General features: G+C 63.0%; 17 protein-coding genes and 1 tRNA gene. 9 read left to right on the top strand and 9 right to left on the bottom strand.

Features of this window, described 5'->3' with window-relative positions; genetic code table 11:
* Positions 1-38: 38 nt before the first annotated feature.
* Positions 39-479 (bottom strand): hypothetical protein, encoded by a 441-nt coding sequence (locus ACMCNM_RS04980; protein ID WP_275746999.1) that lies wholly within the window; start codon positions 477-479, stop codon positions 39-41.
* A gap of 212 nt (positions 480-691) precedes the next feature.
* On the opposite strand from ACMCNM_RS04980, the gene ACMCNM_RS04975 reads away from it, so the two are divergent.
* From ACMCNM_RS04975 to nadS, 8 genes are all read left to right on the top strand, one after another.
* The gene (locus ACMCNM_RS04975) at positions 692-2,182 is read left to right on the top strand and encodes a sensor domain-containing diguanylate cyclase (RefSeq protein WP_085273583.1); all 1,491 of its coding nucleotides are present in this window, start codon (positions 692-694) and stop codon (positions 2,180-2,182) included.
* Entirely contained in the window at positions 2,175-2,396 is a 222-nt protein-coding gene (locus ACMCNM_RS04970) for a cysteine-rich CWC family protein (protein ID WP_027594127.1), read from the top strand. The genes ACMCNM_RS04975 and ACMCNM_RS04970 overlap by 8 nt, the downstream gene beginning before the upstream one ends.
* Before the next feature lie 33 nt (positions 2,397-2,429).
* Positions 2,430-3,122, top strand: coding sequence for a pseudouridine synthase (locus ACMCNM_RS04965; protein ID WP_027594126.1), 693 nt, complete (start codon positions 2,430-2,432; stop codon positions 3,120-3,122).
* A gap of 496 nt (positions 3,123-3,618) precedes the next feature.
* Positions 3,619-4,503: an alpha/beta fold hydrolase gene (locus ACMCNM_RS04960; protein ID WP_186677605.1), complete on the top strand. Its 885-nt coding sequence runs from the start codon at positions 3,619-3,621 to the stop codon at positions 4,501-4,503.
* Positions 4,504-4,627: 124 nt separating this feature from the next.
* Positions 4,628-4,701, top strand: a tRNA-Gly gene (locus ACMCNM_RS04955).
* A 226-nt stretch (positions 4,702-4,927) separates the two neighbouring features.
* Positions 4,928-6,625: a SulP family inorganic anion transporter gene (locus ACMCNM_RS04950; RefSeq protein ID WP_412764033.1), complete on the top strand. Its 1,698-nt coding sequence runs from the start codon at positions 4,928-4,930 to the stop codon at positions 6,623-6,625.
* A gap of 154 nt (positions 6,626-6,779) precedes the next feature.
* On the top strand, positions 6,780-7,100 hold the full coding sequence (locus ACMCNM_RS04945) for a type II toxin-antitoxin system RelE/ParE family toxin (RefSeq protein ID WP_412764032.1): 321 nt from the start codon (positions 6,780-6,782) through the stop codon (positions 7,098-7,100).
* Positions 7,097-7,384 (top strand): NadS family protein, encoded by a 288-nt coding sequence (gene nadS / locus ACMCNM_RS04940; protein ID WP_412764031.1) that lies wholly within the window; start codon positions 7,097-7,099, stop codon positions 7,382-7,384. The genes ACMCNM_RS04945 and nadS overlap by 4 nt, the downstream gene beginning before the upstream one ends.
* Positions 7,385-7,397: 13 nt before the next feature.
* Here the strand turns inward: nadS and ACMCNM_RS04935 are convergent, their stop codons facing one another.
* The 4 genes from ACMCNM_RS04935 to ACMCNM_RS04920 form a co-directional block, all read right to left on the bottom strand.
* Positions 7,398-8,993 (bottom strand): alpha/beta hydrolase-fold protein, encoded by a 1,596-nt coding sequence (locus ACMCNM_RS04935; RefSeq protein ID WP_412764030.1) that lies wholly within the window; start codon positions 8,991-8,993, stop codon positions 7,398-7,400.
* A gap of 7 nt (positions 8,994-9,000) precedes the next feature.
* Entirely contained in the window at positions 9,001-11,382 is a 2,382-nt protein-coding gene (locus ACMCNM_RS04930; protein WP_412764029.1) for a TonB-dependent siderophore receptor, read from the bottom strand.
* 72 nt (positions 11,383-11,454) lie between these two features.
* On the bottom strand, positions 11,455-12,417 hold the full coding sequence (locus ACMCNM_RS04925; protein WP_412764028.1) for a FecR family protein: 963 nt from the start codon (positions 12,415-12,417) through the stop codon (positions 11,455-11,457).
* A complete protein-coding gene (locus tag ACMCNM_RS04920) occupies positions 12,410-12,949 on the bottom strand; it encodes an RNA polymerase sigma factor (RefSeq protein ID WP_099455186.1) in 540 nt (179 codons plus the stop codon). The genes ACMCNM_RS04925 and ACMCNM_RS04920 overlap by 8 nt, the downstream gene beginning before the upstream one ends.
* A 134-nt stretch (positions 12,950-13,083) precedes the next feature.
* Between ACMCNM_RS04920 and ACMCNM_RS04915 the strand changes: the two genes are divergently transcribed.
* Entirely contained in the window at positions 13,084-14,094 is a 1,011-nt protein-coding gene (locus ACMCNM_RS04915) for a DUF4917 family protein (RefSeq protein ID WP_085273586.1), read from the top strand.
* A gap of 19 nt (positions 14,095-14,113) precedes the next feature.
* Here the strand turns inward: ACMCNM_RS04915 and ACMCNM_RS04910 are convergent, their stop codons facing one another.
* The 4 genes from ACMCNM_RS04910 to ACMCNM_RS04895 all read right to left on the bottom strand — a co-directional run bounded on the left by ACMCNM_RS04910 (position 14,114) and on the right by ACMCNM_RS04895 (position 16,996).
* On the bottom strand, positions 14,114-14,623 hold the full coding sequence (locus tag ACMCNM_RS04910) for a helix-turn-helix transcriptional regulator (protein ID WP_412764027.1): 510 nt from the start codon (positions 14,621-14,623) through the stop codon (positions 14,114-14,116).
* Between the two features lie 2 nt (positions 14,624-14,625).
* Positions 14,626-14,904: a hypothetical protein gene (locus ACMCNM_RS04905; RefSeq protein ID WP_412764026.1), complete on the bottom strand. Its 279-nt coding sequence runs from the start codon at positions 14,902-14,904 to the stop codon at positions 14,626-14,628.
* A 164-nt stretch (positions 14,905-15,068) separates the two neighbouring features.
* Positions 15,069-16,283 carry a class I SAM-dependent methyltransferase gene (locus ACMCNM_RS04900; RefSeq protein WP_412764025.1) on the bottom strand — a complete coding sequence of 405 codons (1,215 nt, stop codon included), beginning with the start codon at positions 16,281-16,283 and terminating at the stop codon, positions 15,069-15,071.
* A gap of 95 nt (positions 16,284-16,378) precedes the next feature.
* Positions 16,379-16,996, bottom strand: a complete 618-nt coding sequence (locus ACMCNM_RS04895) for a TPM domain-containing protein (RefSeq protein ID WP_186702534.1) — start codon at positions 16,994-16,996, stop codon at positions 16,379-16,381.
* Positions 16,997-17,155 lie beyond the last annotated feature (159 nt).

The following is a 17,155-nucleotide window of genomic DNA, read 5'->3' as shown; positions in this document are numbered from 1 at the left end:
AGTGAACAGCATTACCGCTTGGGGCCCCCTCTGGCATCTTACCGCTGCCAGTTACGGCCCTGCCCCCGGCCGCCATCTGGCCTGCGGTCGCGATCCCCTCGCCCATTGGAATGCCAACGATCGTTCTGATAACGCTGGCTGCCATCACGATAGTCGTGGCGATCACGGTCACGCCCATAGTCATAGCGCTGGCGGTTGCCGTAGTCATACCGCGGGTTGCCATGCCACTGGTTCATGCCTGGCTGCGGGTGGGGCCTGTACTGCGGCACCGGCGCCGGGCGGTAATAACGTGGAGCAGGCTGGTAGTAGTAACGCGGCTGCGGCGTTACATAGTAGCGGTCGTATCGGTAATACCCCGGCGACACATAACGGTCGGTGGCGTAGTAATCCGATCGGTAGTAGCCCCCGCCGCCGTAGTAAGGGGCGCAGGCAGACGTCATCAGACCCAACAGGGCGATCAACAGCATTCGATAGGACATGGCGGCCTCCTGGACCGCTGGAGTGCCCGAACAGCGGCGCTGGCGAGCGTCGATGCAAAACGCGTTCATCGACACCGAATAAGACCGCCATACCGAGGTGCAGTGCCATTTTTGCAATAATTTGAAACAGGTGCGATAACCCTGAAAAACTTGCAGTCATTTACCGGGCATCTCACTAGAATGACCGCCTTGGCACACATCACGGGAAGATCATGCCTGCACGTTCCGCTCTGTTTTCGCAGCGTTCGCTGATCGTCACCCTGCTGATGCTGCTGGCCAGCGGCTTTCTCGCCACTTCCCTGCTCAGCTACTTCGCCTCACGCAGTGCCATTCGCGATGGCATCGTGAATACCGAATTGCCACTGACCTCCGACACGGTCTATTCGGAAATCCAGAAAGACCTGATCCGCCCTGTGCTGATCGCCTCGATGATGGCCCAGGACACCTTCTTGCGGGACTGGGTACTGTCCGGTGAGCAGGACACCCAGCGCATCACCCGCTACCTGGGCGAGATCATGGGCAAGCAGGACATCTTCACCTCATTCTTCGTCTCCGACCGCAGCCTCACCTACTACCAGGCCAAGGGCGTACTCAAGCAGATCACGCCCGGCAGCTGGCGCGATGCCTGGTACTTTCGCCTGCGCGACCTCAAGGCGCCCTATGAGATCAACGTCGACCTGGACATGGCCAACCAGGACAGCCTGACGGTGTTCATCAACTATCAGGTGCTGGACTACCAACACCGCTTCATCGGCGCGGCCGGGGTGGGCTTGAGTGTGTCGTCGGTGGTCAAACTGATCGACGAGTACCAGCGCCGCTACCAGCGCTCGGTACTGTTCACCGATGCCAAGGGCAAAGTCCTGCTGACCGGCTCCGAAGGTGGCCCCCACGGTTTGCGCGTCGGCCAGCCGCTGAGCGACAACCCCGAGCTGAGCGACCTGCTGGCACAGCAACCGGTACCTGGCGAAGGCAGCCACGAATACCGCGACAGCGACAACCACAGCCACTTTCTCAATGTGCGGCACCTGCCCGAGCTGGACTGGTACCTGCTGGTGGACAAGCGCGAAACCGGTACCCTGGACCGCATCCGCCACTCGCTGTACCTGAACCTGGCAATCTGCGCGATGATCACCCTGGTGGTGCTGTTACTGGTGCATGCGATGGTCAAGCGCCACCAGGCCAGCACCGAGGCACTGGCCACCCTCGACAGCCTCACCGGCCTGCCCAACCGGCGCAGCTTCGACCTGCTGGCTGCCCAGGCCCTGCATGAGGCCCAGCGCGACAGCGGCCCGCTGGTGGCCCTGTTGATCGACCTTGACCACTTCAAGGTGCTCAATGACACCCATGGCCACCTGGCCGGCGACGAAGTGCTGCGCCAGTTCGCCAATGTGCTGCAGGGCAGCCTGCGCCAGTCGGATATACTCTGCCGCTGGGGCGGTGAGGAATTCATCGTGCTGCTGCGAGAGGCAGAAGGCCGGCAAGCGGTGGAAGTGGCGGAAAAAATCCGCCGCCGCACCGAACAGCTGACCTTCAGCTACGACGACCGACCGTTGCGGCTGACCACCAGCATCGGCCTGAGCAGCCTGCAACCGGGCGATACCTTGCATGCCCTGCTGACCCGCGCCGACCGTGCGCTCTATCGTGCCAAGCAGGCCGGCCGCAACCGCGTCTGCAGTGAAGTTTCCGGACCCGACCATGAATGACAGCCAGCACTGCCCCGCCTGCGGTGCCCTCAACCAGTGCAGCCTGGCCGACCCCCGCAGCGCCACGCAGGCCTGTTGGTGCTACAGCGTGACCATCGACCCCGCCGTGCTCCAGGCCCTGCCCGCCGAGTTGCGTGACAAGGCCTGCCTGTGCCCGCGCTGCGCAGCGGTCGAAGCGCAACTGCAGGCAGCGCCGCCCGGCACAAAGCGCTAGACTGCGCGGCCTTCGACTTTAGCCCTGTTCCCCATGCGCCTCGATCGTTTTCTTGCCAACCTGCCCTGCTACAACCGCCAGCACGTTCGCCTGCTGCTGGTGCAGCGCCGCGTGCGGGTCGATGGCCAAGTGGCGGTCGACCCGTTGACGGACGTGCGTGAGTTCAGCCGCGTCGAAGTGGATGAGCAACTGCTGCAGGCCGGGCGGCCGGCGCGCTACCTGATGCTCAACAAGCCGACCGGGTGCGTCAGCGCCACCCAGGACCCACAACACCCCACGGTCCTCGAGTTGCTGCCCGCCGAACTGCGCGACGACCTGCACATCGCCGGGCGCCTGGACTTCAACACCACCGGCCTGCTGATCCTGACCAACGACGGCCAATGGTCGCGTCGCCTGACCCAACCAACGACCAAACTGCCCAAGCATTACCTGGTCGAGACCGAGGACGAGATTGGCGAGCATTATGCTGCCAAGTTCCACGAAGGCCTGTATTTCGCCTTCGAAAACCTTACCACCCTGCCCGCCCAACTCGACATTCTGGGCCCCCGCCAGGCTCGGTTGGCAATCGTGGAGGGGCGGTACCACCAGGTCAAACGCATGTTTGGCCATTTCGACAACAAGGTGGTGGGGCTGCACCGCGAAAGCATGGGCGCGATTCGCCTGGATCCGGCGTTGGCACCGGGGGCATTCAGGGCGTTGACGACCGAGGAAATCGCCTCGGTCTAGGGTGTTTGCACTGGCCTCTTCGCGGGCAAGCCCGCTCCCACAGGTACTGCACAAGCTTCCAAAGCTGTGGAGTCCTGTGGGAGCCACAGGTACTGCACAGGCTTCCAGCGCTGTGGAGATCTTGTGGGAGCGGGCTTGCCCGCGAAGAGGCCAGAAAAGGCAACACTGGCAGTGTCACACGACCGCCCGGCGGCCCAAGTCACATTTTTCCCCCAACGGCACTTGCAGGATCCCCAGCCCACTGCTTGAATCCAAATCGTCAGTCTGCATGTGACTCATGAGTCACGCCCGCAGTCGAAGACACCTTTTTGCCGGCCACCCAACGCCTAGATGCTTTGGGGCACGGCAAATTGCCCGCCAAAAACAATACCGTCGACATGTGTGCCAAGGATCGACACAGGGCCCGCGGTTACTCTTCAAGGCAAATGCCTACCTGTCATAAAGAACGTGCACCCTAGGTGACGCGAATACCCTTTTTGCGCCAGGAGTCGATGACATGAGGCCAGAAATCGCTGTACTTGATATCCAAGGTCAGTATCGGGTTTACACGGAGTTCCATCGCGCGGATGAAGCCGAGAAGACGATCATTTTGATCAACGGTTCGCTGGCCACCACGGCCTCGTTCGCCCAGACAGTGCGGAACCTGCACCCACAATTCAACGTCGTGCTGTTCGACCAGCCGTACGCCGGCAAATCCAAACCGCACAACCGCCAGGAACGGCTGATCACCAAGGAGACCGAGGCGCATATCCTCCTTGAGCTGATCGAGCACTTCCAGGCCGATCACGTGATGTCGTTTTCGTGGGGCGGTGCGAGCACGCTGCTGGCGCTGGCGCACCAGCCGCGGCGAGTGAAGAAGGCCGTGGTCAGCTCGTTCTCGCCGGTGATCAACGAGCCGATGCGCGACTACCTGGACCGTGGCTGCCAGTACCTGGCCGCCTGTGATCGCTACCAGGTCGGCAATCTGGTGAACGACACCATCGGCAAGCACCTGCCGTCGCTGTTCAAGCGCTTCAACTATCGCCACGTGAGCAGCCTGGACAGCCACGAGTACGCGCAGATGCACTTCCACATCAACGAAGTGCTGCAACATGACTTGGAACGGGCATTGAGTGGTGCGCGCAACATCGATATCCCGGTGCTGTTCATCAACGGCGACCGCGATGAGTACACCACGGCTGAAGATGCACGCGAGTTTGGTCGCCATGTGGGCAAGAGCCACTTCAGCGTGATTCGCGATGCTGGGCACTTCCTCGACATGGAGACCAAGGCGGCCTGCGAAGACACCCGCAGTGCGCTGCTCGGCTTCCTCAAGCCGACCGTGCGTGAGCCACGTCAACGCTACCAGCACGTACAGGGGCAGCATGCACTGGCCATCTGAGCGCCTCGGCGTCCTGTAGCCCATTACCCGCAGGCTATGGGTCGCCGACAAGCTTTTTTATAGCCCTTTTTATAACTTGGGCTTCTAATTCGATGAGGGTTCTGGTAAAAAGTCGAACGCAGACGCGGGTATAGTTTAGTGGCAAAACGAAAGCTTCCCAAGCTTTAGTTGAGGGTTCGATTCCCTCTACCCGCTCCACCTCGCATTCCCGCATGGCGTTCCAGCAACGTCATCGCTGTCAAAAGGAGCCTCGGCTCCTTTTTTCGTTTCTGCCTATTCGTTTTCATGCCCCTTTGTTGATCTGGCCCATGGCCACTTCCCGGCCGTTGCGCTTGAATGCGCGGCCGGCGAATCCGCTTGCAAACGAAACGGCTTGAAGCGCATATGCTTGAGGGATTCGTGAAACATTTCGAAAGGACCGCGCATGTTTCTGTCCCGCTGGCTACCTGGCCTCGCCAACCTGTTGCACTACCGCCGTGAGTGGTTTCATGCCGACCTGCAGGCTGGGCTTTCGGTGGCGGCTATCCAGATCCCCATCGCCATCGCTTACGCACAAATCGTCGGCCTGCCGCCGCAATATGGCCTGTATGCCTGCGTGCTGCCGATGATGGTGTATGCGCTGATCGGCAGCTCGCGTCAGCTGATGGTCGGCCCGGATGCCGCCACCTGCGCGATGATCGCCGGGGCCGTGGCACCGTTGGCGCTGGGCGACCCGCAGCGTATTGCCGAGCTGTCGGTAATTGTCACCGTGCTGGTGGGCGTGATGCTGATCGGGGCGGGCCTGGCCAGGGCCGGGTTCATCGCCAGCTTCTTCTCACGGCCGATCCTGATCGGCTACCTCAATGGCATTGGCCTGAGCCTGATCGCCGGGCAGTTGTCCAAGGTGGTCGGGTTCAAGATCGAGGGCGATGGGTTCATCCTGAGCCTGGTCAACTTCCTCCAGCGCCTGGGCGAGATTCATGGGGTGACCCTGGCCATCGGCCTGTCCGCGCTGGCGCTGCTGATCTGGCTACCGCAGCGCTACCCACGGCTACCGGCGGCGCTGGTGGCGGTGGCGCTGTTCACGGTTGTGGTAGGCCTGTTCGGCCTGGACCGCTTCGGTGTCGCCATCCTCGGCCCGGTACCGGCCGGCATGCCGCAACTGGCTTGGCCACAAAGCAACCTGGCAGAAATGAAAAGCCTGCTGCGCGACGCCCTGGGTATTGCCACCGTCAGTTTCTGCAGCGCCATGCTCACAGCGCGCAGTTTTGCCGCACGCCATGGCTACGCCATCAACGCCAACCATGAATTCGTGGCACTCGGGGTGAGCAACCTGGCCGCCGGGATGTCCCAAGGCTTTGCCATCAGTGGCGCCGACTCGCGTACCGCAGTCAACGACATGGTCGGCGGCAAGAGCCAGCTGGTCGGCATCATCGCTGCGCTGGTGATCGCCCTGATCCTGCTGTTCTTCACCGCCCCCATGGCTTGGATCCCCCAGGCGGCGCTGGGGGCCGTGTTGCTGATGGCGGGCTGGGGGCTGATCGACATCAAGTCGTTGAAGAGCATCCGGCGCCTGAGCCGCTTCGAGTTCTGGCTCTGCCTGCTGACCACGGTCGGCGTGCTGGGCCTGGGCGTGCTGCCGGGTATCGTGTTTGCCGTGACCCTGGCGATCCTGCGCCTGCTGTACAGCATCTACCAGCCCACCGACGCAGTGCTGGGCTGGCTGCCGGGCACCGAGGGCCAAGTCGACATCCGCAAGTTCAAGGACGCCCGCACCGTACCGGGGTTGGTGGTGTACCGCTTCGACGACGCGATCCTGTTCTTCAACGCCGACTACTTCAAGATGCGCCTGCTGGAAGCCGTGCAGAGCCAGGCCCAGCCCAAGGTCGTGCTGTTCGATGCCGAAGCGGTGACCAGCATCGACGTCAGCGGCATTGCCGCGCTGCGCGAAGTGCGCGACACCCTGGCTGCCCAAGGCATCTTCTTCGCCATCGCCCGCGCCCGCGGCACCTTCCTGCGCATGCTGGTGCGCTCAGGGATGGCACGGGAGATGGAGGACAAACTGCTGTTCGGCTCGGTACGCGCCGGGATCCGCGCGTATCGGGTGTGGCGGAACAGGAGTCGTGCCGAAGGCACTGAATAAGGAACAAGACTACATGCATGAGGGAAAGAGACGATCCGTCAGTTGGAGCATCATGCGTTAGCCTCGCTAACCCACGCTTGATTGATGCGACGGGATCCCCTTTCCCCTGTAGAGCTGGGCGACCAGCGACTACGCCAATGGCGTATATCCTGCTATGCTTTTTACTGAAACCCCTCTGTTCACAAAGCGTGTGAAAGACCTGCTTGAGGATGACGAATATCGACTTCTCCAGATCAGGCTGATGGCCCAACCTGAGGCTGGAGACCTGATTGAAGGAACAGGTGGGCTACGCAAGGTGCGCATCGCTGCCAAGGGGCATGGAAAACGCGGCGGAGCCAGAGTCATCTATTACCATTTCATCAGCAAATCACACATTGCCATGCTCTACATCTACCCAAAGAACGAGCAACCTGACTTGTCCGCTGAACAGCGAAAATCCCTGAAAAACATCATCGAAAACTGGAGGCATGCATGAGCCGATTCTTTGAAGAGCTGATGGAAAGCGTCCAGCAAATGGATGAAATTGTCCAAGGACGGCAGGTGCCCTCCCGACTATTTGACATTGATGCGCTGCAGGTCAGAAGCATCCGTAAGTCAACGGGGCTCTCTCAGGTTCGGTTTGCCGAGATGATCGATGTTCAGGTTGCGACCCTGCGAAACTGGGAGCAAGGTCGCAGAGAGCCTACGGGCCCCGCCAAAGCACTGCTGCGGGCGATTCGCAACGACCCTGAGCATGTGCTCAAGGCCTTGGCGTATTGAGCAGGCCCTTGGACTACTGGGGCCCGCACGCCTGGGAACTGGCCTCACCCGGCCTGCCGATCAGGCTCACCAGGCCACACGGCAGTGACCCGCGCCATTGCAGGTAATCATGCCCCGCGGGGTACTCCACCGCTTCCACCGCATAGCCCTTGGCACGCAACACATCGCGCAGGTGGCGGTTGGTATCCAGAATCGTCGGGCCTTCGAACAGCCCCGATTGCAGGTAAAAACGCAGCGGCTTGGGGGTTGCCTGGACGTACTCACGGGTCAGCCAGCCTGGCTCTTCCCCGTCCTTGGCCCACCAGTACGACCCCGACAGGCTCAGCACATTGCCGAACAGCTCAGGGTGCATCAGGCCCAGGTAGGACGCGGCCAGCCCCCCGTAGCTGGAGCCGGCGATGACCGTACGGGCCGCGGGTGCACTCAAGCCGTGTTGTCGCGCCCAGGGCATCAGGTCTTCAGCCATGAAGCGGGCGAACCGTGGGTTGGGTGGCAGCTCCTGCTGGCGGCTGAGGTCGCTGGGGTTGGCGATGATGATGGCTGCCGTGGGCGGGATCAGGCCATCGGCGATCAGGTTGTCGAGAAGGGTCGGCGTAGGCACTTGGCGGGTATAGGCGTGGGCATCGAACAGCACCAGCAAGGCCTGGCCTGCAGCACCCGGGCGCCAGCCAGCCGGTCGGTACAGGTAGACATCGCGCGTGTTGCCCAGCTCGTCGCTGGCCAGGCGCTTGCGTTCGAGCGTGCCACGGGCGATACCCGGCCGCTCGGCTACCCAGGGTTGCGGCGGCGCATCCGGTAATTCCAGGCGTGAACGCGACAGCCAGGTATCACCGCTGCTGTCGGCGAAGGTGGCAGGGTTGAGCGGGTCGCGGCGCGTGGTGGCAAGAATCACCCGGCGGTCATCCGACGGTGGCACATCAGGCGCCATTTGGTAGCTGAGCCGGGTGCTGGCCGGGACCTCGAAACTGGCGTACCAGACATCGCTGGTGCCAAGCCGTTGCAGCGCTTCGTGACGGCCCGAAGGCGCGCCGAACATCCGCACATTGTGCTGGGCGCCGCGCCACAGAAACGTTACCAGGCGCTGCTGCGGCTGGCCCGGTAGCCGCTCGACCAGTGGCGTGCCCTGGGCCTTTCGCGCGTTCCAGAACGCCTCGGTATCACCGCCCTGGGCAAGCTGCCCGGCCAACTCGGCCAGGGCCGGGCTGGCCAACCGTGGTGGGCTTTGCTGCTGCTCGGCACGCGCCAGTACCTGCTCCAGACGCAGGCTGAAAGGGGCGCCCGGGCGCCCGTCCAGTGGCTCTGCACGCAAGCCATATGCACCCGGGCTGTCGGCGACAAAGATGAACGCGCGCGGCTGGTCCTGGCCGTCGATCAACAGGCGCAAGGGCCTGCCCTGCGGGTCCAGCAGGCGCAGGCTGACGTCGCCGTCGACCCGGCCGCGCACCAGGTCGCCCGCCTTGAGCCCAACGTGCCAGACCGTGCTGCCTGCCGCCACGGCCTGGCCGTTGACAGCCTGACCGGGCCGCAGCGTGGCTTCGCTTGCAGCCTGCGCCACGGCGCTGGTCAAGGCCAGCAGCAAGGCGCAACGGATGAGAGAGATGCGGTTCATGCGCACCTCAGAAGTCGACGCTGGCGGACAGCTTCAAGGTGCGCGGTTCGCTGACGGTGGCATACCCCGGGTTGAACACCCCCGCCCAGTAGGCACGATTCTCGACGTTCTCCAGGCTGGCGCGCAGGGTCACGTCCTTGCTCAGCACGCGGGTGGCGTAGCGCGCGCCCAGGTCGTAGCGCGTCCATTGTGGGATTTTCAGCGTGTTCTCGTCGTCCAGGTACTGCGAGCTGCTGTGAATGCCCAGTGCCGTCAGGGTCAGGCCATCGACCCAGGGCAGGTCCCACTCGGCGCCGAGGTTGGCCGACCAGGCCGGTACACCGCGGGCGGTGTTGCCATCCAGGGTACCGTTGGCCGTCTTGCTCAGTTCGGCGCGGGTGTAGGTCACCCCGCCCAGCAGGCGTACGCCAGGGGCGGCTTCACCGAACATGTTCCATTCCACGCCACGGTTGCGCTGCTCGCCATCATCGGTGTACCAGAAGGTGTCGCCGCGGGTGTTCTTGACCATGCTGGGTTTCTCGATCTGGAACACTGCCAGGGTATGGCTGAACGTGCCCAGGTCCCACTTCACGCCCGCTTCCATCTGCTTGGCCACGTACGGCGCAAATTGCTCGTCCTTGTTCAGGGCCCCCACCTCGGTCACCGTGCCACCTTGGGTCAGGCCTTCGATGTAGTTGGCGTACAGCGACACCGGCGCATCCCAAGGCTTGACCACGATGCCAAAGGCAGGGGTCAGTTTGCGTTCGTCATAGGCCGTTGGTTTGCTCATCTTCTGTCGAACCCGCTGGGCACGCGCCCCCAGGGTCAGCAACACACGCTCGTCGAAGAAGCCGAGGGTGTCGGCCAGGGCGAAGCTGGACAAGGTATTGTCGCCGGTCTTGTCGTTCGAGCCGTGATCACCGGCAATCACCCCTTTGACCGGGCGATAGAGGTTGGTGTCGTAGGTGGCGCCGGTGACCGTGGGCGCTCGGCCGATGTCCTGGTGCAGCAGCGACGTCGTCAACACCAGCTGGTGGGTGACCGGCCCCGTCATGAAGTTGCCACGCAGGCCGGCCTCGCTGGCCAGGCTGTGGGTGTAGCCGGCCTGGTTGTATGTCTGCCCCTTGGCGCTGCCATCGGCCGCCTGTACTCGGATGCGGGTGCCGTTCAGGAAGCCGTCGTAGTACGTGCGCGCCCCACCCACACTGGCAAATGCCGTCCAGTCGTCGTTGAGCTGGTACTCGCCACGCAGCACCACTGCCTTGCTGACTTGTTTGGCATAGATGCCTTCCAGCACGTTGGTATCGGGCTTGGGCGCCTTGGTCACGTAGCCCAGCTCGCTGAAGCCCGCCATCATCGGGCTGCCGTTGTCGAGTTTCTCATGGGTCTCGTAGGCATCCAATTCGAGCTTGAAGTCGTCACCTCGGTAATCCAGCGCCAGGGCGGCCAGCGTGCGGTCCTTCGACTGTTCGTCGACGCCCATGTCGCCACTGCCATACACCCCATTGAAGCGGACACCCAAGCGCCCATCCGCAAAGCGTCGGGCCACGTCGATGTGCTGGGCAAAGTAGCCGTCGGAAACGTAGCTTGTGGTCAGCCGGGTCAGTGGAGCATCGCCGGCACGCTTGGGTACCAGGTTGACATTGCCGCCCACCCCGCCATTGGGCGCCATGCCGCTGAGCAATGCGCTTGGCCCTTTAAGCACTTCGACCCGTTCGAGGAATTCGGTCGGCACATGGCCATCCGGCGCCAGGCCGTACAGGCCATTTACCGCCAGCTCCGAGGATTCCAGGCCGTAGCCACGGATCATGAAGTTCTCGTAGGCATGGCCTTCGCCGGTGCTGAAGCGGATCGACGGGTCATTGCGCAGCACGGCGCCAACCGTGCCGCTCTGCTGGTCGGCGATGGTCTTGGCGGTGTAGGCGGTGATGTTGAATGGCGTGTCCATGATGTCGCGATTGCCCAGCATGCCAAGCCGTGCACCGCGCGCCACCTGGCCGCCGCTGTAGGCCTCGGGCAGTTCACTGTTGAAACCGGCGGCGTTGACGTTGGTGGCGCCGAGGGTCAAGGCGCCGTCCTCGGCGGTGCTGCGCAGGGTCACCACGCCGTTGTGCTCCTCGGCCACCAGGTCGGTGCCGATCAGCAACTGCTGCAAGGCTTGCAGCACGCTGAAGCGCCCATGCAGGGCTGGCGCAGTGCGGCCCGCGAGTACCCGGCTGTCAGCGGCAATGGCCACACCGGACTGGCGGGCAAGCGCGTGCACCGTGGTTTCCAGCGATTGGCTCGGAAAATCCAGGGTCAGTGGCAGGCTGTCAGCCAGGGCCATGCCCGGCGACAACAGGCTGCCCAAGGCACAGGCCAGGGCCAGGTGGCGCAGTGGCACGGATAAACGGGTGGAGGCGAACGACATGAAGGGTCCTTGCTCTTGGAGGGGTTCACCGTTGATGACGCCGCTCCAGCGGCTTACCCCTCAAAACTTTTTTCAGCGCGCCAACAGTTCCACCCTGCCCTGCCGTTCGCTCAGGCGCACCGGCAGAATGCGTGGCAACGCATCCAGCAGTTTCTGCGGCTGGTCGATGGGGAAGCTGCCGGTCAGCTTCAGTTCGGCGACTTCCGGCGCCAGCAGCACGGGCCGCGGCAGATAGGCATTGAGCTCGCCGATCACTTCACGCAGCGACTGGTCGGTGTAAGACCACCAACCGCGTTGCCAATGGTCGACGTCCGGGCCGAGCTGCCCCTGCGCATGCAGGTTGCTCAGGTGCCCCTGACCATCAATGCAGACGCGTTCGCCAGCGCCAAGGGTGCGCTCGCCACCGTGCAGGTCACGCACCTGAACCCGGCCGCGGGCCACCGCCACGAACACCCGGTCACCCCGGTCGCTGACCGTGAAGGCGGTGCCCAGCACCTGCACACTGCCCACACGGGTGCTGATATGGAAGGGCCGCCAGTGCTCATGGGCGACGTCGAAGAAGACATTGCCGTGCAACAGCATCACCTGGCGCTGGCCGTGGTCGAAGCGGATACGCAGGTTGCTCTCGGCCGCCACCAGCAGTTGGCTGCCATCGGGCAAGGCCAGGCTGCGGGGCTGTTCGCCGTGCGCGGTCTGCAGGTCTTGGTGGAATGCAGCGGTGCGCTGCCACATCCAGCCCAGCCAGCCACCTGCTGCCAGCAGTACCGCCAACGCGCCGCCCTGGCGCAGCAGGCGCCGACGGCTCGGGTCATGCGGCTGCGGCTGAAGGGCACCGCGCAATTGCGGCGCCAGGCGATGCACCAGTTGCCAGCGCTGCTCGGCCTCAAGCCAGGCGCGCTCATGTTCGTCGCTCTTACGCCGCCAGCGCAGCGCCTGGCCGCTGGCTTCGCGCACACGCGTGGGGTCGTCGCCATGCATCGCCGCGAGGTAGACCAAGGCCTGTTGCACCTTGCGTGCGGCAACCGGGTCAGCCATGGCGGCTGGCCAGGCGCAGTTCGGAGAGGTCGAACACCGCGCGGGCGATGTGCAATTCCACCGACTTGGCTGACAGCGCCAGCGCCTCACACACTTCGCGGTGGCTCTGGCCATACAGCCGCACCCGCACGAACACTTCGCGGCGCAGGCGCGGCATGCGCTCGATCAGTGCAATCAGTTGCTGCAACTGCTCGCGCGCGATCAGGATGTCCTCGACGCTGGGGCTCAAGCCGTCGACGCGCACCAGCCAATCCTCCAGCGCCGCCAACTCGGTGCTGCGCCGTCGGTACTGATCGATGCACAAGTTACGCGCCGCCTGGAACAACAACGCGCGCGCATTGAGTACCGGCGCATTCAGCGCGTGGGCATAGGCCTGGGCAAAGCTGGACTGAGCGATGTCAGCGGCGTCGTCGGGGTTGCGCAGGCGCCCGCTGAGGTAGCGACGCAGGTCACTGTAGTTGGCCAGCAGATCATCGACGACCGCCTGCAAGGCCGGCGCAGGGCCGCTCCAGGGTGTGGAAAAGGATGTCATTGAAGGTGAGCGTCGCTAATAGGAATCCGTATCATTCTCACACATGACTTCTTGTCCTCGCCAGCCTCAATCACCTCGCGCTTGAATGACATGCTACAGTCGCCCCGTTTTCCGCTCCGCCCAACGGACCCCGCATGCCCGCACTTGACGCTTACCTCACCCCCTGGCCAGAACTCGACCAACGCCACCCTTGCGACGCCCTGCTGCTGGGCAACGGCGCCAGCCGTGCACTGTGGAAGCCGTTTGGCTATTTCTCGCTGTTCGAGGAAGCGCAGCGCGCGGGCCGCAAAAAAGGCCTGGCGATCAGCGACCAAGCCTTGTTCAAGTCACTCGCCACCGAATTGTTCGAGCCCGTGCTCAGCGCCCTCAACAGCACGGTGCGCGTCAACGCGGCCCTGGCCATCAACTCCACGGCACCGCTGAACCGCTACTACTCGATTAAGGAAGCGCTGATTCATGCCGTACGCACAGTGCACCTGCCATGGCCTTTGATGCCAGCCGCCACGCTGGCCATGCTGAACCAGGCCTTGCGCGGCTATCGCAACATCTACACCAGCAACTACGACCTGATCGTGCCTTGGGCCGTGCAGCACGCCCCCCAAGGTTTTGCCGAGCTGTTCGACGAGCAAGGCTTTTTCGACGTACGCCGCACCCGCAGTGAAGGCACCCGCGTGCTGCACCTGCATGGCGGCCTGCACCTGCTGAAACTGCCGGATGGCACCACCCGCCAACGCAGCGCAGAGAGCGCCGAGTTGCTCGATGGCTTTGCCGTGAACATTCCGGGGGAAGTGCCCTTGTTCATCAATGAAGACCGCAGCGACGAAAAGCTGCGCGCCATTCGCCACTCGGACTACCTCAGCTGGTGCTTGGCGCAATTGGCGCAGGAGAGCCAGGGACTATGCCTGTTCGGGCAGCATCTGGACAGCAGTGACCAGCACCTGGTCGAGGCGGTTCGGCAGGCACAACCTCGCCATTTGTCGATTGCCATTCGGCCGTTGGGGGAGGCGTCGGTGATCAATCAGAAGCAGCACTTCATCGACCGGTTCGGGGATTTGCCGGCGACTGCGCTGCACTTTTTCGATGCGAGTACGCACCCGTTGGGGTTGGCTGACTTGGCGATCGAGGTGCCGGCTGCTCGGCGTTGAGGTGAGCTTGGGCTTAGGTTCAACAGGCCAGGTTCGTTGAATGGCCAAAGACCCGCTCATAGGCACTCGATACATTGACCGTCATCGCTACGCGAGCCAGATCAAGTGTTTGCTGGCCGATAGCATAGCTTCCGCGTGCCTGTAACCAGACCAGAACCTCAGCCAGGTGCCAAAGCGAAGTACTGCCCTCGTGAATAGGTGCCGGAAAACTATGGCTGTGCGCGAGCATCAATTTACGCATGTTCTGGCGCGATACGCCTACCATTTCGGCTACATCGGTAAGCCCGACGAGGTCTGGGGTTGCCTCGATCAGGCGCGCGGCAGGCACTGCTTCACGAACACCGTCAAGGGCGCTATGTATGGCTTCTCTGGCCGTTGAAGCCTCGCGCACAAACGCCAGCGCCAAACGACCGGGCTGCCCTACCCCAACCAAAGCGTCGTCACAACCGGCCTTGGCCAGACGCTCCAGCAGCGCATCGGTATCTTCGTTTTCGTTCAGTTGATACTTCAGGGTGAACTCATATTCCATCGCTACTGCTCCTCGGCAGCATGTGCTGCGCCCTTCGTCATCCTGCCGCCAGAACAGTTATCCACCACACGCCGTAGCTGGCGTGCAAAGTTGCCTGGGCTCTTTGGGGTACTCCAGACGCTGGTAATGCAGAATTCCCCACAACGGCAATCTGCGTCGTTGAGGGGGCAATACAGCTTCCCCCAGCAATGCCCACCGCCCACCTCGACTCTCCATCCCTGTGACTCCGCGTGCCTCAAGGCCTGTTCGACCTCCTTCTTGGCATGACTGGGGCGTGACATCAGCTTGTCTCCAGTGTGGGCTCGCAATGACAAGGTTGTCAAACGACAACCAGGAGTACCTTACAGGTGCACGCCACACTACAGACTTCTTCACGTCAAACACCGTCGCGAGGTGCTCTGGAGAAATTTCTTACCCACATTCAGGATCAGCGCTCAGCGAGCATTCAGATCAACCCATCCCCCCGCAACAACGTCTCCAGGCAATGCTCCTGCACCCCATAAAACCCCTTGAGTTGCGCAATCTTCTCCAGCAGCGCCGCGTTATCCAGCGGCTGTTTGCGCTTCACCGCGAGAATCATCTTGTTCTTGTTGGTGTGTTCCAACGAAATGAACTCGAACACCTTGGTTTCATAACCACAGGCTTCCAGGTACAGCGCTCGCAGGCTGTCGGTGAGCATCTCGGCCTGCTGCCCCAGGTGCAACCCATACTGCAGCATCGGCTGTAGCAAGCCTGGGCTGTGCAGTTGCGGGCGGATCTGTTTGTGGCAGCACGGCGAGCACATGATGATCGCGGCGTTGCAGCGGATGCCGGTGTGGATGGCGTAGTCGGTGGCGATGTCGCAGGCGTGTAGGGCGATCATCACCTCGATGGCTTCGGGCACCACGCTGCGTACATCGCCGCACTGGAATTCAAGGCCTGGGTGGTCCAGGCGCGAGGCCGCGGCGTTGCACAGGTCGACCATCTCCTGGCGCAGCTCCACGCCGGTCACCTGGGCATCGCGGCCCAGCGTGTTGCGCAGGTAGTCGTGCATGGCGAAGGTCAGGTAACCCTTGCCCGAGCCAAAGTCGGCTACGCGCAGGGCCTGTTCGGCCGGCAGCGGCGCGCTGGCCAGGGCGTGCTCGAACACCTCGATGAACTTGTTGATCTGCTTCCACTTGCGCGACATCGACGGGATCAGCGCACCTTGCGCATCGGTCACGCCCAGGTCACGCAAAAAGGGCCGCGACAGCTCCAGGTAACGCTTTTTCTCCCGGTCATGGCCACTGCTCGCAGCCGCATCACGCGGCGCCTGGGCGCCGTGGCGCTGGAGCATGGGCTTGCCTTTCTTGCTGAAGGTCAGCTGCACTTCGCCGTCCGCATCGAACAGGTGCGCATTGCGAAAGCTGTCAGGCAGCAGCTCGGCAACCAGCGCTTCGGCCTGCTCCAGTGGCAGGTTGCGGGTGATGTCACGGGTCTGGTGGCGATACACCAATGACAGGCAGGGCTGGCCCTTGACCTGCAGTGGCTTGGCGATGATCCGCTGCAGGGTCTGATCGGCACCCACATGGCGCGCCAGCACCAGTTTGACCAAGGTATTGCCGTGCAGGGCAGCGCTCAGCAGCTCAAGGAACTGGGCGCGCGCCTCTGGCGCGGTGGAAGCGGAAGGACTGGCGGACATGAAAAACGGTGCCTCGAGTTGCGGGGAGCGCGTTGCGCAATGCCACGCATTCTACAGGTGTGAGGCTGGCCCCCCAATCCATACGCCCGCTTTTGTCAGTCCAGAATCACCAAACGGTTGGGCAGTTCGTTGCGGGCATGGGTGCGCGGCACGTGCTCACTGAGCAACTCACCGCAGGTGTCGATGCAATCGACAAAGCCTTGCAAGGTCCGGCCCTGACGCACCTGTTCGGCAAAGCGCCCTACGATGGCCGCACGGGCACTGGCATCGAGGTATTGCTCCACCCCTTGGTCGACCAGGATTTCCACGTGCCGCTCCGCTTCGCTGACGAAAATCAGCACCCCCGTGGCACCGCGGGTGCGCTGCAGGTTCTGCTCGCGAAACTGCTGGCGGGCCAGGCTCGACGCCCGCCAGCGGCGCCAGGCACGCGGGATCAGCCAGCCGGCCAGGCGCGGGTGGCGCAGCAGCAGGCACAAGCCGATGAACAGCACGACGTTGGCCACCAGCAGGCCACGGATACCGGGCCAGCCCAGCAGCATCTGCAGCAAGCCCGGCACGGCCAGCGCCAGCACCGCGGCCCAGAACAGTGGCAGGTAGGCGTAATCGTCGGCACGGCGGGCCAGCACCGTTACCAGTTCGGCATCGGTACGCCGTTCGGCACGGGCAATGGCTTCGGCGATCTGACGTTGATCGTATTCGTTGAGGGGGGTCATGCCAGCGGTCTCTCGATCGTTCTTATTGTTGTTGTCCAGGCATTCAGGGTGCCATCGGCCGCCGACATATTCAGGCATAATCCGCCGCTGGAAGAATCGCCCCCGAACTGTACAACAATAGCCGCCTGAAAACTTCGGCCGCGCGCGTATCACGGTGGA

Source organism: Pseudomonas sp. NGC7 (assembly GCF_047159675.1).
Taxonomy (GTDB): domain Bacteria; phylum Pseudomonadota; class Gammaproteobacteria; order Pseudomonadales; family Pseudomonadaceae; genus Aquipseudomonas; species Aquipseudomonas kermanshahensis.
This window is presented reverse-complemented; position numbering and strand designations above follow the sequence as displayed.

Coding starts and splice junctions, on each gene's coding strand:
- ACMCNM_RS04900 (WP_412764025.1), bottom strand. CDS start 16,283: ATGTCCGCCAGTCCTTCCGCTTCCACCGCGCCAGAGGCGCGCGCCCAG.
- ACMCNM_RS04965 (WP_027594126.1), top strand. CDS start 2,430: ATGCGCCTCGATCGTTTTCTTGCCAACCTGCCCTGCTACAACCGCCAG.
- ACMCNM_RS04925 (WP_412764028.1), bottom strand. CDS start 12,417: ATGGCTGACCCGGTTGCCGCACGCAAGGTGCAACAGGCCTTGGTCTAC.
- ACMCNM_RS04920 (WP_099455186.1), bottom strand. CDS start 12,949: ATGACATCCTTTTCCACACCCTGGAGCGGCCCTGCGCCGGCCTTGCAG.
- ACMCNM_RS04960 (WP_186677605.1), top strand. CDS start 3,619: ATGAGGCCAGAAATCGCTGTACTTGATATCCAAGGTCAGTATCGGGTT.
- nadS (WP_412764031.1), top strand. CDS start 7,097: ATGAGCCGATTCTTTGAAGAGCTGATGGAAAGCGTCCAGCAAATGGAT.
- ACMCNM_RS04975 (WP_085273583.1), top strand. CDS start 692: ATGCCTGCACGTTCCGCTCTGTTTTCGCAGCGTTCGCTGATCGTCACC.
- ACMCNM_RS04950 (WP_412764033.1), top strand. CDS start 4,928: ATGTTTCTGTCCCGCTGGCTACCTGGCCTCGCCAACCTGTTGCACTAC.
- ACMCNM_RS04910 (WP_412764027.1), bottom strand. CDS start 14,623: ATGGAATATGAGTTCACCCTGAAGTATCAACTGAACGAAAACGAAGAT.
- ACMCNM_RS04930 (WP_412764029.1), bottom strand. CDS start 11,382: ATGTCGTTCGCCTCCACCCGTTTATCCGTGCCACTGCGCCACCTGGCC.
- ACMCNM_RS04970 (WP_027594127.1), top strand. CDS start 2,175: ATGAATGACAGCCAGCACTGCCCCGCCTGCGGTGCCCTCAACCAGTGC.
- ACMCNM_RS04915 (WP_085273586.1), top strand. CDS start 13,084: ATGCCCGCACTTGACGCTTACCTCACCCCCTGGCCAGAACTCGACCAA.
- ACMCNM_RS04935 (WP_412764030.1), bottom strand. CDS start 8,993: ATGAACCGCATCTCTCTCATCCGTTGCGCCTTGCTGCTGGCCTTGACC.
- ACMCNM_RS04980 (WP_275746999.1), bottom strand. CDS start 479: ATGTCCTATCGAATGCTGTTGATCGCCCTGTTGGGTCTGATGACGTCT.
- ACMCNM_RS04905 (WP_412764026.1), bottom strand. CDS start 14,904: ATGTCACGCCCCAGTCATGCCAAGAAGGAGGTCGAACAGGCCTTGAGG.
- ACMCNM_RS04895 (WP_186702534.1), bottom strand. CDS start 16,996: ATGACCCCCCTCAACGAATACGATCAACGTCAGATCGCCGAAGCCATT.
- ACMCNM_RS04945 (WP_412764032.1), top strand. CDS start 6,780: ATGCTTTTTACTGAAACCCCTCTGTTCACAAAGCGTGTGAAAGACCTG.